Genomic DNA, 13,359 nt, shown 5'->3' on the forward strand with positions numbered 1-13,359 from the left:
AGAAAAAGTCAACTTTTGCCCGCCAAATTCCGGCCCATGGCAAAGCTTCTGATCGTCGAGGACGATGAGTCCGTCCGCACCCTCGCCGCCCGCGCGCTCGAACGCGCCGGGCACTCGATCGATATCGCCGCCGACGGCGCGCAGGGGCTGGCGATGGTCAGTGCTGCAGGCGGCGGTTACGACCTCGTCGTCTCCGATATCCGCATGCCGGAAATGGACGGCATCGAGATGGCGATCGCCGCAGCCAGGCTTTTCCCTGACATGAAGATCCTGCTGATGACCGGCTATGCCGACCAGCGCGAGCGCGCCGAGGAATTGAACGGCGTCATTATCGACGTCGTGCAAAAGCCTTTCACGCTGGCTGAAATCCGCTCGCGGGTCGACCAGGCGCTCGCCTGCTTCGCCTGACACGCTTCAGGCGACATCCTGAGACGCGGCGAGGACAGGCGCAGCGCTCCGGCGCCGTTCGGTGTTGAGCGCCAGCAGACCGGCGCCGATGATCAGCGCCGCACCGATGGCAGTGGTCGAGCGCGGCACCTCGTCGAAGAACAGGAAGCCCCACAGCGGCGACCAGATGATGCCGGTGTATTCGAAGGTGGCGACGCGGTTGGCGGGCGCCAGCCTGTAGGCCTGCGACAGCAGAATCATGCCGGCCGAAGCGACGAAGCCGCAGGCCGCCATCTTGAGGAAATCCGGGGTCGTCGGCCAGACCCACGGCCGCACCAGGAATTCGAGGCTGGGGTGGACAGCATGGGTTATGCCGGCAAGCCAGAATGTGCCGGCAACCGCAGCGGCGCCGACCAGATAGGCGCCGTTCTGGTAGAAGGCCATGACGGTGGAGGATTCGGTGTCGCCGATCTTGCGCGCCATCAGCTGTGAAAAGCCGTAGAGCAAAGCCGAGCCCAACGAAAGCAGCGCCNTGTCGCCGATCTTGCGCGCCATCAGCTGTGAAAAGCCGTAGAGCAAAGCCGAGCCCAACGAAAGCAGCGCCGCCCAGTCGAACAGGCCGGCGCCCGGGCGCAGCATCACGACCACGCCCAGCATGCCGATCAGCACGGTGGCGAGAGCCTGCCAGGATACCCGCTCGCCGAGATAGGGTCCGGCTATCGCCATGATGAACAGGGGCGCCATGAAATAGAGCGCCACCGCGTCGGCGAGCGGCAAGGCAGCGATCGCCAGATAGTAGACCGTATAGGAGGAGAACTGGATGAAGGCGCGTATCGTCAGCAGGCCGAACCGCTTCGAGACAATGGCCCGCAGGCCGACATCGGCGCGAACGAGAACGACCAGGATCGGCAAAGCGACGATCGAGCGGATCCACATCACCTCGGTCACGGGATAGCCGGCCGACACCGCCTTGACCAGCGGGTCCTGGAGCGAGAACACCAGCACGCCAAGGCACAGGCTGATGATGCCGAGAACGATCCGGTTGCGCATGTTGTTCTGCCGGCCCTTGCCTTAACTGCCCGCAGCCGCCCGGCCATGGGGTAAAAAGAACCCGCCACCGTTTCGGGCAGCGGGTATGAGTGAGGACTCTTTGATTGGTCCGCAGCCGGTTTCGCGGCGGCATATCCAATGGGTGAGCGGACTATGCTGCGGCGTTTGACATGTTGCAAACGAATTGGAATGATACCAGCGATCAAATTTGCTTATGACGGATTCGATGCGGCCAGCCCTCGACAGCGATCTCCTGCGCACCTTTGTCGCCATTGCCGAAGCGGGCAATTTCACCCGGGCGGCGGAGCAGGCCGGGCGCACCCAGTCGGCGGTGTCGATGCAGATGAAGAAGCTCGAGGAGCTGGTCGGCGACAGCCTGTTCGAACGCGGCTCGCGCGGCGTGGCGCTGACGCGCCGTGGCGGCGAGCTGATCGTCAATGCCCGCCGCATCGTCTCTCTGCTCGACGAGACGGCGGCATCGATGGCGGCGGCACCGCTTGGCGGGCCGGTGCGCATCGGCATTCCCGAGGAATATGGTCACGCCATCCTGTCGCGCGCGCTCGGCGCCTTCTCGAAGCGTCACACCAAGGTCGAGGTCACCGTGCGCTATGCACATTCCGGCGCCCAGCTGGCGGCGCTAGCCGCCGGTGAACTCGACCTCGCCGTGGTGTTCGAATGGCAGGATCCTTCCGGCGGCGAGGTGCTGATGCACGATCCGACAGTGTGGGTGACATCGAGCCTGCATCACATGCATGAGGAGCGGCCGGTGCCGATCGCGCTCTACAACAGAGCCGGCTGGTGCAAGGACTTCGCCATCAAATCGCTGGAGCAGCGTGGGCTGGCCTACCGTGTCGCCTATACCAGCGACACCACCGGCGGCCTGAAGCTCGCCGTCACCTCTGGCCTGGCGATCGCGCCGATCTCGCACAGCAATATTCCGGATGGCTGTCGTGAACTCACCGCCGCTGACGGGTTTGGCCATATCGATTCCTCGAATGTGGTGATGCACCGCAGCCCAAATGCCTCAGGCGAAGCTATCGACGGCATGCAGGAGGCGATCCGCGAGGCGTTCGTCAACCGGCCGGCTTAGCCTGCCGCATCCTCGTAGAAATGCAGGCGACTGCCGAAGGGGTCGCCGACCGACACTTCACGGGTCTGCCACGACGTGGTTTCGAGGCCCGGCCGGGCGTAGCGGTATCTCTTGCCGATCAGTTCGCGGTGCAATGCCGCGATGTCCTCGACCTTGATGCGCATGGCTATACCCGGCGCGCCGTCGCCATGATGTTCGCTCAGATGCAGGACACAGCCGTCGCGGATTACACCGATATAGAGCGGCGCATTGTCGTCGAAGCGGTGCTCGAACTCGACCTTGAAGCCGAGAAAGTCGACATAGAATTCGCGTGCCTTGGCGATGTCGAAGATGCGCAGGATGGGCGTGACGGCACCGAGTTTCGGCATGGCGCTGATACCATTCAGTTCGACGGATGTTGCCTTGGAGGCTACTTCAGCTCCAGCAGCCGCTCGAGGTAGCTGCGCTCGATGTCGGGGCTGAGCGCGTTGCCGAGCCGCTTGCGAATCGCTTCGAGAATCTGGCGGGCGCGCTGCACGTCGATCTCGTCGGGTACCTTCACCGAATCGCCGAAATCGGGTCCGCGGCTGGCGCGCGGCCGGCCCAGCGGATCGCGGCCGGCGTCCTGTTGGCGGCCGCCTTCCTGGCTGCCGCCCTGGTCCCCCTGCATCGCCTGCAGCTGCTTCATCATCTCCTTGGCGCCCTTGCGCAGCGCTTCCAGCGCGCGACCCTGGTGGCCGACTGCCTGGTCGCCTTCGCCTTCGCCAAGCGACTTTTCGGCATTGCCCATGGATTTGCCAGCGTCGCCAAACCCCTCATTGGGTTGCATGCCCATGCCTTCCAGGCCCTTCTTCAGCTTGTCGAGTTCGCTCTGCAACTGGCCCTGGCCTTCCTGCAACTGCTTCATCGCATCGGCGAATTCCTGCGGTGTCATCGACTTCGGCCGGGCGAGAGGATCGCGATCCTTGCCGACGCCCGGCTGGTCCGGGTCGTCGCCATTGCCTTCGCCGGGCTGCTGATTATCTCCGCGCTGCATCTGGTCCATGCGGTAGGTGTCGTTCATCATCTCCTGCTGGCGGCGCATGATCTCGCCCAGCTTGTCCATCTGCTGGCGCATCTCGCTGTCCTGCTCGCCGCCCTGCTGCTGACGGCCGGCCTGCAGGTTGTTCATCATGTTTTCCAGCTGCGACAGCAGCTCCTGCGCCTTGTCGCGGTCGCCCGACTTCGCCAGGTTCTCGATCTGGTCCATCATGCGGTCGATATCACTGTGACGCAGCTCGCGACCATTCTGCTGCATCTGCGGCGCGTTCGGGTTCTGCTTGGCGCGCTCGGCGAATTCCTGCAGGAATTCGTTCATCGCCTCGCGCAGTTCCTTCATCGCCTTTTCGATCTCTTCGTCGCTGGCGCCGCGCTTGATGGCGTCCTGCAGCGCCTGCTGGGCCTGGCGGAGCCGCTTTTCGGCGGACGAGAGATTGCCTTCCTCGATGCCGAGCGCGATTTCCCAGAGATAGGCAACCTCGTTGCGCAACTGATCGTCGCTGTCCGACATCTTCAGCCGGCTGCGGGCGCTCATGATGGCGAGGTAATGCGACATGTTGTCGAACGTGTCCTCGGGCCGCAACGTGATGGCGTCCATCAGGTCGAGCACGCGCGGCTTGGCATTGGCGTCGAGCGCCAGCAGGCGGCGCTGCTCGACCACCGCCCGCGCCAGCGGGTTGGCGAAGGGCCGCTCCGGCATCACAATAGTCTTGGTTTCGCTGGTCGCGGTGTGTCCGGCATCGTCGGTGGCCACAAGCGACAGCTTGATGCTGGCGCCGGCCCAGACGTGCTCGGTGAGGTCCTTGGTGGTCTTGGCGGCGTTCGCCTTGCCGCCGCGGCGCGGCAGCGCCAGCGGCAGGTCAGGCGGACCGTAGAGCGGATGCGCATCGGGCGCCGCCGGATCGGCCAGCGCGAAAACCGCCTTGGCGGTGGCCGCGCCATAGTCATCGTCGATCTGGTAGTTGAGCTCGAAGGCGCCGTTGACGGCGCGCTTGGGCTCGCCGACGAAGCGGATCGTCGGCGGCTTGTCGGGGATCACCGCGAAGGCCCAGCGACCGAGATCGGCTTCGCCCGACTTCAGCGTCAGCGTGCCGTCGGCGGTCAGCTTGCCGGTGAACTGGCGCAGCTTGGGGGTCGCGGGGTTGACCGCCGCTGCCTTGACGGCCGCCACCTGTGGTCCCGACGGGTCGATGGCGCGAGCATTGCCGCCCTTGTCGGCAAAGCTTAGCGTTTCCTCGCCGGAGCCGCCGGTCACGCGCAGCGAGACGTCGCTGCCTTGCGGCACGGTGAAGGTGGCAACCGCCTGCTTGGCGTTGCCATCGATGACTGGCGCGGTCAAGAAGATGGGCGGCTTGCCGGTATAGGCCGGCGGGGTCACCCAGGCATCGACGCGCGGCGGTACGATGTCGCGCGCCGCATGGGCACTGAAACCATCGGACAGCCTGCCGCCGGACGGTCCGAAGGAGAAGGCAAAAGCGGTGACCAACAGCAGCGCCGCCACGGCACGCAATGCCCACGGATCGCGCTCCGGCACGCGGGTACGCGGCAGGTCGGCGCCAAGGCTGCCGAGCTTGTCGGCCATGCGCTTTTGGTGCTCGCGCCACAACGCCTGGGAAAAGATGCTTTCCTTGCCGCTGGGACGGTCGGTCTGCACCAGCACCGGGCTGTGCTGCAACTGGTTGGCCGCCTCGATACGGCGGTCGATTTCGGCGGCGGATGGAAGCTTGAAGAAACGCAGCGGATAGAGCGCCGCCAGCGTGGCAATACCGAACGCAGTGACCAGGATAATGCGCGCAATGTCAGGCAGCCGGGGGAAAAGGCCGAGCCAGGAGAGGCTGAGAAACAGGCTGGCGATGATGAGCAGCGGCAGAAGCAGCGGCCAGCCGCGCTCGACCGTCATCGAGACCCGTGTCGCCAGCCGGCTCAGGGCAAGCCGCCCGGCCAGGCTGCGATCGCCACTGGAAATGGGGCGTTCCGTCATCGGCCCTTCCTGCCCGGGCGGGATAGCCCGGACTCAACAAGCAGAAGTTTACCAGCAAACACGGCAAAGGCGAGGCGGTTCCGGAAAACTTGAAAAGCTTTGACGGGTTTGCGTCCCACTTCAGTCGAAGCAAGGTTTAGAATTTCGCCGGATCGGTGTTCGAGCCGCAGACAAGGACGGCGATCCGCTCGCCCGGCGCCGGCGTGTAGCGGCCGGACAGCAGCGCTGCGAAGGCCGCTGCGCCGCCCGGCTCGGCGATGATCCGCACCCGCTCCCACAGCGCCTTTTGCGCGGCGATGATGGCGCCGTCGGTGACCAGGATGGAGCGTTCGACGAAGGCCTCGGCGATCGGGAACATCATCTCGCCGACGCGTTTGGGCGCCAGCGAATCGGCGGCGACGCCTTCGGCCGGCGCATCGACGGGGTGGCCGGCTTCGAAGGCGCGATGCAGCGTCGGCGCGCCTTCGGGCTCGATGGCGATGATCCTGATGCGGCCGGCAAACCAGGCGGCGATGCCGCCGATCAGGCCGCCGCCGCCGACCGCGACCAGCAGCGTGTCGATGTCGGGCAGATCGTTTTCGATTTCGAGGCCGAGCGTGCCCTGGCCGACCAATGTTTCCTCCTGGTTGAAGGCATGGATCTGCAGCGCGCCGGTCTTTTCGGCAAAAGCCTCGCTGGCGGCCAGCGCCTCGGCATAGCGGGCGCCGCCGACCATCAGTTCGGCGCCGTAGCCGCGGATGCGCTGCAGCTTGGCCGGTGGGCTGACTTCGGGAACGAAGATCGTCGCCTTGTGGCCAAGCCGCATGGCGGCATAGGCGACCGCGGCGCCATGATTGCCGCCCGAAGCCGCAACCACGCCGGCCGCAGGCACCGGCCGTTCGAGCAGATTGGTGAAGGCGCCGCGCGCTTTGAACGAACCGGAATGCTGCAGGCATTCGAGCTTGAGGTCGACCGCCAGCGGCGGCCGGTCGAAATCGGCCATGTCGACGCGCAGCACCGGCGTGTGCCTGATATAGCGGCGGATGCGCGGTTCCATCGCGGCAATGCGTTCGCGCGTGACGGTGTTGCCGTTCGTCATGACCATCTCCTTGGGATTGACAGCAATTAGTAACTTGGCAAAATGGCTAAATGCAAGAGGTTGATGTCTTCAAGGCGATCGCCAACGAACGCAGGCTGCAGATCCTCGACTGGCTGAAGGATCCGCAGGCGCATTTCCCGGCCCAGGCAGACGGCGATCTGGTCGAGGACGGCGTTTGCGCGCTGCTGATCGCGGAGAAGCTCGGCATTACGCAGGCGACGCTCTCCGAACATATGCGCGTGCTTACCCAGGCCGGCCTGCTGCGCCCCAAGCGCATCAAGCAATGGACGTTCTACCGCCGCGACGAGGACAGGATCGCCGACACAAGGATGCTCATCCAGAACCGGCTGTAGCGCAGCCGGCGCTGCGGCTCTATGCAAGCCAGTCGGGCACCGAATCCAGGCCGATCAGCTCGTCATAGGTCTGGCGCCGGCGCACGACGTGGAAACGGTCGCCGTCGACCAGAACCTCAGGCACAAGTAGGCGGGTGTTGTAGGTGCCGGATTGCACCGCGCCATAGGCGCCGGCGGTGGTGACGGCAATTAGGTCGCCAGACTTGAGCCGGGGCAGGTCACGGTCGAGGCCGAGATAGTCGCCTGTCTCGCAGACCGGGCCGACGACATCGACCGCCATGCGCGGCGTGTCGGCCGGCGGCTGCACCACCGGCTTGATGTCGTGGAAGGCATCGTAGAGCGTTGGCCGGATCAGATCGTTCATGGCGGCGTCGACGACGAGGAAGTTCTTGGCGTCGCCTTCCTTCACGAATATCACTTCCGAGACCAGGATGCCGGCATTGCCGACGATCAGCCGGCCCGGCTCGAACATCACCTTCACCCCAAGCTTTGTCAGATGCTTCCTGACGATATCGGCATAGGCATCGGGCAGAGGCGGCGGGCTGTTGTCGGTGCGGTAGGGGATGCCGAGGCCGCCGCCGAGATCGACATGCTCGACGGCGTGGCCATCGGCGCGCAGCGCGCCGACCAGTTCCGCCAGAAGCGCGAAAGCATCGTCAAAGGGCTGCAACTCGGTGATCTGGCTGCCGATATGGGTATCGATGCCGATGGGCTTGGTGCCCGGCAAACCGGCCGCGCGGGCATAGACCTGGCGCGCCCTTTGCCATGGAATGCCGAACTTGTTCTCGGCCTTGCCGGTGGAGATCTTCCTGTGCGTCCTGGCGTCGACATCCGGGTTGATGCGCAGCGAGACCGGCGCCACCTTGCCGAGCGCGGTGGCGCGGGCCGACAGCAACTCCAGCTCCGGCTCGGATTCGACATTGAAGCAGAGAATGCCGGCCTCGAGCGCAAAATCCATTTCGCGCGCGGTCTTGCCGACGCCCGAGAATACGATCTTGCTGGCCGGGATGCCGGCGGCGAGCGCGCGGCGCATTTCGCCTTCCGAGACGGTATCGGCGCCGGCGCCGAGCTTTGCCAGCGTCCGCAGCACCGCCTGGTTGGAATTCGCCTTCAAGGCGTAACAGACCAGCGTGTCGAGACCGGCAAAAGCCCCGGCGAACACCCGGTAGTGCCTCGTCAAGGTTGCCGTCGAATAGCAATAGAACGGCGTGCCGACGCTTGCGGCGATGTCTGGTATCGCCACGTCCTCGGCATGGAGCACGCCGTCGCGGTAGTCGAAATGGTTCACGAGAGTGTTTCCGGAAGTTGGAGCACGAGACCTGGCCAGAAAGACCAAGCCGGTCTCATCGGCTCTAGATCAGCGGGTCCAGGATGAACTTCTTGTCCACGACCGGTTTTTCCGGCTCTGGCGGCACCGGCTGTTTGGCGCGCTCGGCGTCCTTGCGGGCCTGGACGGCCGCTTCATAGGGCGTGTCGAGACCAGCCTTACGGCCGCAAGCGGTCACGGCAGCCATCGCCGTCAGCAGCGTCAGCGTCACCAAAATCCTGCTTGCGGTCATCGATCCATCCGTCCGAAACTTTGTGTGCTGCGCTTTTAACCGAGTTTTAGGCGCATTGCACCCCGGCATCATGCCTTGGCGATGCGCTTTTTCCAGCTGCGGATCTGCTTCCTGACCTCCGATGGCGCGGTGCCGCCGAAGCTGGTGCGGCTCTTGATCGAATTCTGCACCGCCAGCACCGAGAAAATGTCTGCCGTGATGCCGGGATTGATCGACTGCAAATCCTCCAGCGACAGCTTTTCCAGGCTCACCTTCTTCTCTTCGGCCACCGCCACCGCGCGGCCGGTGACATGGTGTGCCTCACGGAAGGGCAGGCCCAGCGTTCGCACCAGCCAGTCGGCGAGGTCGGTCGCGGTCGCGTGGCCCGAGCCGGCGGCCTTCTTCATCGCGGCGGCATTGACCGTCATGTCGCGCACCATGCCGGTCATCGCCGCCAGCATCAGATCGAGCGTCTCGGCGGCGTCGAAGACCGATTCCTTGTCTTCCTGCATGTCCTTGCCATAGGTCAGCGGCATGCCCTTCATCACCGTCAGCAGCCCGACGAGATGGCCGGTGACGCGGCCGGTCTTGCCGCGCACCAGTTCGGCGGCGTCCGGGTTCTTCTTCTGCGGCATGATTGAGGAGCCGGTGGAGAAACTGTCCGACAGTCTGACAAAGCCGAATTGCGGCGTCGACCAGATGATGATTTCTTCGGCGAGCCGCGACAGATGCGTGGCGCAGATCGCGGCCAGGCTCAAGAACTCCAGCGCGAAATCGCGGTCGGAGACGCTGTCGAGCGAATTGCGCATCGGCTCGCGGAAGCCGAGCGCCTTGGCGGTCTTGTGGCGATCGATCGGAAAACTGGTGCCGGCAAGCGCTGCCGCGCCGAGCGGGCTTTCATCCATCCGCTCGATGGCGTCGCGGACGCGCGACAGGTCGCGCGAAAACATCTCGACATAGGCCATGCAATGGTGGCCGAAGGTCACCGGCTGCGCCGCCTGCATGTGGGTGAAGCCGGGCATCACGGTCGCCGCATGCTCCTCGGCGCGATCGAGCAAGGCTGAGATCAGCCCCTTCAGCGCCTCGGCGACGCGAAAGCACTCGTCCTTGACCCAGAGCCGGAGATCCACCGCCACCTGGTCGTTGCGTGACCGCGCCGTGTGCAGGCGGCCGGCGGCCGGGCCGATCAGATCGGCAAGGCGGGCCTCGATGTTCATGTGAATGTCTTCCAGCCGGGTCGAGAACTCGAACGTGCCGGCCTCGATCTCTTTTAGGATCGTGTTCAGCCCGTGAGCGATTTTTTCTTGATCGGCCGCCGAAATAATGCCCGTTTCAGCCAACATCTCGCTGTGGGCGATCGAACCTCGTATGTCTTGGGCATAGAGTTTGCGGTCGAACGAAATCGACGCGTTGATCGCTTCCATGATCGCGGCCGGACCCGAGGCAAAACGTCCGCCCCACATCTGGTTGCTGGCCTTCTTGTCGCTCATCGCTATAACCCGTGCTCCGGAGCAGTCTTAGAAAATGGCAGACGGTAACAGATACTTCCCGGCCCCGCGCCTGATCCTCGCCGCTTTGCTGGCGGGCGTGCTGGCCGGCGCGGTCGCGGTATATGTCAGCGAGAGCGGGTCTGGCAACAACGCAGCCACCGGCAGCGCACCTGCGGCCGGCGCGGGCAACAGCAAGAACGATGTCGCCTGCGCCGCCAAGAGCGACCGCGCCAAAAAGGTTGCCGCCGCGGCCACCGGCCAGGTGGCGGCATTGCTGCCCGCCGATCCGCCGCAATCGCTGAAAAGTCTCGCCTTCAACGGTCCCGACGGCAAGCCGATGACGATCGCCGATCATGCCGGCAAGACCGTGCTGCTCAACCTGTGGGCGACGTGGTGCGCGCCCTGCCGCGCCGAAATGCCGGCGCTCGATGCCTTGCAGAAGGAAAAGGGCAGCGATGCCTTCGAAGTGGTCGCGGTCAATGTCGATGCCGGCGACGATGTGAAGCCGAAGAAGTTCCTCGCCGATATCGGCATCGGGTCGCTCGGCTACTACCGCGATTCGACGCTGGCGCTGTTCAACGACGTCAAGACGCGTGGCTTGGCGCTAGGCCTCCCCGTCACCATGCTGATCGACGGCGAAGGCTGCCTGATCGCGCATATGAACGGACCGGCAGAATGGTCGGGACCGGATGCCAAGCGCCTGGTCGAGGCCGCACTCGCCCCTTAGAGCGGTTCACCGTTTCGTCGAAACGGCTACCCGCGCTAACTTTTTTGTTTCGACGCAATTTCGGACGGAAAACCGTTTCACACTTTTCCTGAAATTGCTCTAGGCTGAGCGCAGGGCCGCCGCCGGCGGCAGCATCAAGATGCTGCCGCCGCGTTGTTTGACGCTGGCGTCGTCGTGTGCCGCCGGCGCCGCGACGCCGGTCAGTTCGCTGAACGCCTCGATCGGGCTCGGCCGGCCTAGATAGTAGCCCTGGCCGATCTCGCAGGCCTCGGCGTCGAGGAATTTCAGCTCGCCCAGCGTCTCGACGCCCTCGGCCAGAACCGGCAGGCCGAGACCGCGGCCAAGCCCCAGAACGGCGCGCACGATGGCTGCCACCTGGCCGTTGCTGTCGACTGATTTGATGAATGAGCCGTCGATCTTGATCTTGTCGAAGGGGAAGGCGCGGAGATTGGACAGCGAGGAGTAGCCGGTGCCGAAATCGTCCATCGCCACACGCACGCCAAGCGCCTTCACCTGGCGCAAGGTCGCCAGCGCGCGCGGCATGTCCTTGACCAGCGCCGTTTCGGTGATCTCGAGTTCGAGCCTGCCGGGCGTCAGGCCGGAGCCGAGCAGGACTTCATGCACCTTGCGGCTGAAATTCGGATTGTGGAGCTGCACCGCCGAGACATTGACCGCGACGGTGAGATGGTTCTTCCAGCGCGCTGCCTCGGCGCAGGCCGTCGCCAGCACCCATTCGCCGATCTGGATGATGACGCCGCTGTCTTCGGCCACCGGAATGAAGGTCGCCGGCGACACGTCGCCGCGCTGCGGATGATGCCAGCGGATCAGCGCTTCGAACCCAACCATCCGCCCGCTGCTGATCTCCTTTTGTGGCTGGTAGACGAGGCGAAACTCATCGCGCGCCATGGCCTGGCGCAGTTCGTGCTCCATCACGCGCCGGTCTCGCGCCTCGGCGCCCATCGAGGCCTCGAAGTAACGGTAGGTGTCTTTGCCCTCGGCCTTGGCGCGATAGAGCGCGGTGTCGGCTTGGCTGACCAGGATTGTCGGCTCATCGGCGTCGAGCGGATAAAGTGCAATGCCGATGCTGGCCGATACCAGGCCGCCACCGACCGACAGCCGGTTTTCCTCGCGCATGGCAGCCAGCACCGCCTCGGCGATGCGGCCGGCCGCCTGCGGATCGGGAAGGTTCGGAGCGATGATGGCGAACTCGTCGCCGCCGAGACGCGCCAGCATCTGTCCGTGGCGGAGCACGGCGGAGGCGCATAGCGCCACCTTCTGCAGCATGGCATCGCCGGCGCCATGCCCGAACAGGTCGTTCACTTCCTTGAAGCGGTCGAGGTCGAGCAGCAGCAGCGCAAGATGCCCGCCCTTGCCGCCGCGGTCCATTGCGGCAATTTCGGCCTCGAGCCGGCCGGAGAAACTGCGGCGGTTGGGGAGCCCGGTCAGCGGGTCGAAATGGGCGAGGCGCAGGATCTCCTGCTCGGCCTTCCTGCGTTCGCGGATGTCGCGCACGGCGACAACGCTGTGCCGCTTGCCGCAATAGTCGATGCTCCTTGCGATAAGTTCGACGGGGATGGTGGCGCCGTCATGGGCTCTGAGTTCGGCTTCCTGTGCCTGTCCGCTGCAGTCGGACATGCCGGCCGCGGTGCGTTCGCCGAAGAGGTCGCCAAGCAGCATCGCGTTCAGCACTTCCGGCGCAATGCCGGTTAGCGCGGCGATGCTGTCATTGGCGCTGACGATGCGGGCGCCGTCGCAGACGATCAGCCCCTCGACGGCGGCGTTGGCGAGGCCGTGCATGCGCTCGGCCTCGAGCTTGTGACGCCGGAAGCGAAGGTCGATCCACAATGCTGCGGCTGAAAGCACCAGGATAGCCATGCTGACTGCAGCGGCGGCGAAGGCCTGCGACATCGGTTCGACCGTGAACTGCGATATCTCGATGGAGGAGTCCGGGAAGATCGACACCGCGCCCATCGCGATGAAGTGCAGGCTGCAGATCGCCAGCGTCAACAGGATGGCGGCGGCGATTGTGGCCTGCATGGACGGCCGTCGCAACACGACCAGCAGCGCCAGCGCGGCGAGGGTGACGCCTGTCAGCACCGAGACGCCGACCAGCAGCGGGTTCCAGACGATGCGCCCTTCGACCTCGAAGGCGGCCATGCCGATATAGTGCATGGCGGCGATACCAGCGCCGAGGACCGCGCCGCCGACCAGAGGGTAGTCGATGCCCCGGCGCAAAGTGGCGATCCACATGCCCGCAGCGGTCAGGGCGACGGAACCGGCGAGCGAAAGCGCCGACATTTCCGTATTGTAGGCGTTGGGGATTCCGGGAGAAAAGGCAAGCATTGCGATGAAATGCGTCGCCCAGATACCGAAGCCGGTGGAAGTGGCTGCTATCATCAGCCAGGTATAGCGGTTGCGCTCGCTCGAGCGGTCGACATGGCGAAGCAGGTTGACCGCCGAGAAGGAAGAAATACCGCAAATGAGCGCTGCCAGTGCGACCAGTCTCAGATCGTGCTCATGCACGATACAATTATAGACCGTCAGCATCTCGCCCCACCTGCTCTCCCACAGCAATCAAGCCGTCCACTTGATTAGTATGCCACGCTTGACGAAGAATCGGTTATGCGAACTACAACTACAGCGGGTTT

Annotated in this window: 12 protein-coding genes; 4 read left to right on the top strand and 8 right to left on the bottom strand. The window is 64.7% G+C overall.

The window, feature by feature from the left end; all coding sequences use genetic code 11:
• Nucleotides 1–36 precede the first annotated feature (36 nt).
• Nucleotides 37–408 carry a response regulator gene (locus X757_RS144230; protein WP_023694030.1) on the top strand — a complete coding sequence of 124 codons (372 nt, stop codon included), beginning with the start codon at nucleotides 37–39 and terminating at the stop codon, nucleotides 406–408.
• A gap of 6 nt (nucleotides 409–414) precedes the next feature.
• Here the strand turns inward: X757_RS144230 and X757_RS144225 are convergent, their stop codons facing one another.
• A complete protein-coding gene (locus tag X757_RS144225; protein WP_023726968.1) occupies nucleotides 415–1,437 on the bottom strand; it encodes a DMT family transporter in 1,023 nt (340 codons plus the stop codon).
• Nucleotides 1,438–1,663: 226 nt separating this feature from the next.
• On the opposite strand from X757_RS144225, the gene X757_RS144220 reads away from it, so the two are divergent.
• Nucleotides 1,664–2,527: a LysR family transcriptional regulator gene (locus tag X757_RS144220; protein ID WP_023726969.1), complete on the top strand. Its 864-nt coding sequence runs from the start codon at nucleotides 1,664–1,666 to the stop codon at nucleotides 2,525–2,527.
• Here X757_RS144220 and X757_RS144215 read toward each other — a convergent pair.
• The 3 genes from X757_RS144215 to X757_RS144205 all read right to left on the bottom strand — a co-directional run bounded on the left by X757_RS144215 (nucleotide 2,524) and on the right by X757_RS144205 (nucleotide 6,603).
• Nucleotides 2,524–2,895 (bottom strand): glyoxalase superfamily protein, encoded by a 372-nt coding sequence (locus X757_RS144215; protein WP_023726970.1) that lies wholly within the window; start codon nucleotides 2,893–2,895, stop codon nucleotides 2,524–2,526. The genes X757_RS144220 and X757_RS144215 overlap by 4 nt on opposite strands.
• Before the next feature lie 41 nt (nucleotides 2,896–2,936).
• Nucleotides 2,937–5,525, bottom strand: coding sequence for a TIGR02302 family protein (locus X757_RS144210; protein ID WP_023726971.1), 2,589 nt, complete (start codon nucleotides 5,523–5,525; stop codon nucleotides 2,937–2,939).
• 136 nt (nucleotides 5,526–5,661) lie between these two features.
• On the bottom strand, nucleotides 5,662–6,603 hold the full coding sequence (locus X757_RS144205; RefSeq protein ID WP_023726972.1) for a threonine/serine dehydratase: 942 nt from the start codon (nucleotides 6,601–6,603) through the stop codon (nucleotides 5,662–5,664).
• A 50-nt stretch (nucleotides 6,604–6,653) separates the two neighbouring features.
• Here X757_RS144205 and X757_RS144200 point away from each other — a divergent pair, with 50 nt between their 5' ends.
• Complete coding sequence (locus tag X757_RS144200) at nucleotides 6,654–6,956, top strand: helix-turn-helix transcriptional regulator (protein WP_023694025.1); 303 nt, start codon at nucleotides 6,654–6,656, stop codon at nucleotides 6,954–6,956.
• Between the two features lie 19 nt (nucleotides 6,957–6,975).
• Here the strand turns inward: X757_RS144200 and lysA are convergent, their stop codons facing one another.
• The 3 genes from lysA to argH form a co-directional block, all read right to left on the bottom strand.
• Entirely contained in the window at nucleotides 6,976–8,244 is a 1,269-nt protein-coding gene (gene lysA, locus X757_RS144195) for a diaminopimelate decarboxylase (protein WP_023726973.1), read from the bottom strand.
• A gap of 64 nt (nucleotides 8,245–8,308) precedes the next feature.
• Nucleotides 8,309–8,515 (bottom strand): hypothetical protein, encoded by a 207-nt coding sequence (locus tag X757_RS144190; RefSeq protein ID WP_023673325.1) that lies wholly within the window; start codon nucleotides 8,513–8,515, stop codon nucleotides 8,309–8,311.
• A gap of 68 nt (nucleotides 8,516–8,583) precedes the next feature.
• On the bottom strand, nucleotides 8,584–9,984 hold the full coding sequence (argH, locus tag X757_RS144185; protein ID WP_023726974.1) for an argininosuccinate lyase: 1,401 nt from the start codon (nucleotides 9,982–9,984) through the stop codon (nucleotides 8,584–8,586).
• A 34-nt stretch (nucleotides 9,985–10,018) separates the two neighbouring features.
• Here argH and X757_RS144180 point away from each other — a divergent pair, with 34 nt between their 5' ends.
• Entirely contained in the window at nucleotides 10,019–10,711 is a 693-nt protein-coding gene (locus tag X757_RS144180; protein ID WP_023726975.1) for a TlpA disulfide reductase family protein, read from the top strand.
• A 99-nt stretch (nucleotides 10,712–10,810) separates the two neighbouring features.
• On the opposite strand, the gene X757_RS144175 is transcribed toward X757_RS144180, so the two are convergent.
• Nucleotides 10,811–13,258: an EAL domain-containing protein gene (locus X757_RS144175; protein WP_023726976.1), complete on the bottom strand. Its 2,448-nt coding sequence runs from the start codon at nucleotides 13,256–13,258 to the stop codon at nucleotides 10,811–10,813.
• Nucleotides 13,259–13,359 lie beyond the last annotated feature (101 nt).

This window comes from Mesorhizobium sp. LSHC412B00 (assembly GCF_000503035.1).
Lineage (GTDB): Bacteria > Pseudomonadota > Alphaproteobacteria > Rhizobiales > Rhizobiaceae > Mesorhizobium.

Bases quoted from the DNA above. Each gene is read 5' to 3' on its own strand.
- X757_RS144230 (WP_023694030.1), top strand. From the start codon at position 37: ATGGCAAAGCTTCTGATCGTCGAGGACGATGAGTCCGTCCGCACCCTC.
- X757_RS144220 (WP_023726969.1), top strand. From the start codon at position 1,664: ATGCGGCCAGCCCTCGACAGCGATCTCCTGCGCACCTTTGTCGCCATT.
- X757_RS144215 (WP_023726970.1), bottom strand. From the start codon at position 2,895: ATGCCGAAACTCGGTGCCGTCACGCCCATCCTGCGCATCTTCGACATC.
- X757_RS144210 (WP_023726971.1), bottom strand. From the start codon at position 5,525: ATGACGGAACGCCCCATTTCCAGTGGCGATCGCAGCCTGGCCGGGCGG.
- X757_RS144205 (WP_023726972.1), bottom strand. From the start codon at position 6,603: ATGACGAACGGCAACACCGTCACGCGCGAACGCATTGCCGCGATGGAA.
- X757_RS144200 (WP_023694025.1), top strand. From the start codon at position 6,654: ATGCAAGAGGTTGATGTCTTCAAGGCGATCGCCAACGAACGCAGGCTG.
- X757_RS144190 (WP_023673325.1), bottom strand. From the start codon at position 8,515: ATGACCGCAAGCAGGATTTTGGTGACGCTGACGCTGCTGACGGCGATG.
- argH (WP_023726974.1), bottom strand. From the start codon at position 9,984: ATGAGCGACAAGAAGGCCAGCAACCAGATGTGGGGCGGACGTTTTGCC.
- X757_RS144180 (WP_023726975.1), top strand. From the start codon at position 10,019: ATGGCAGACGGTAACAGATACTTCCCGGCCCCGCGCCTGATCCTCGCC.
- X757_RS144175 (WP_023726976.1), bottom strand. From the start codon at position 13,258: ATGCTGACGGTCTATAATTGTATCGTGCATGAGCACGATCTGAGACTG.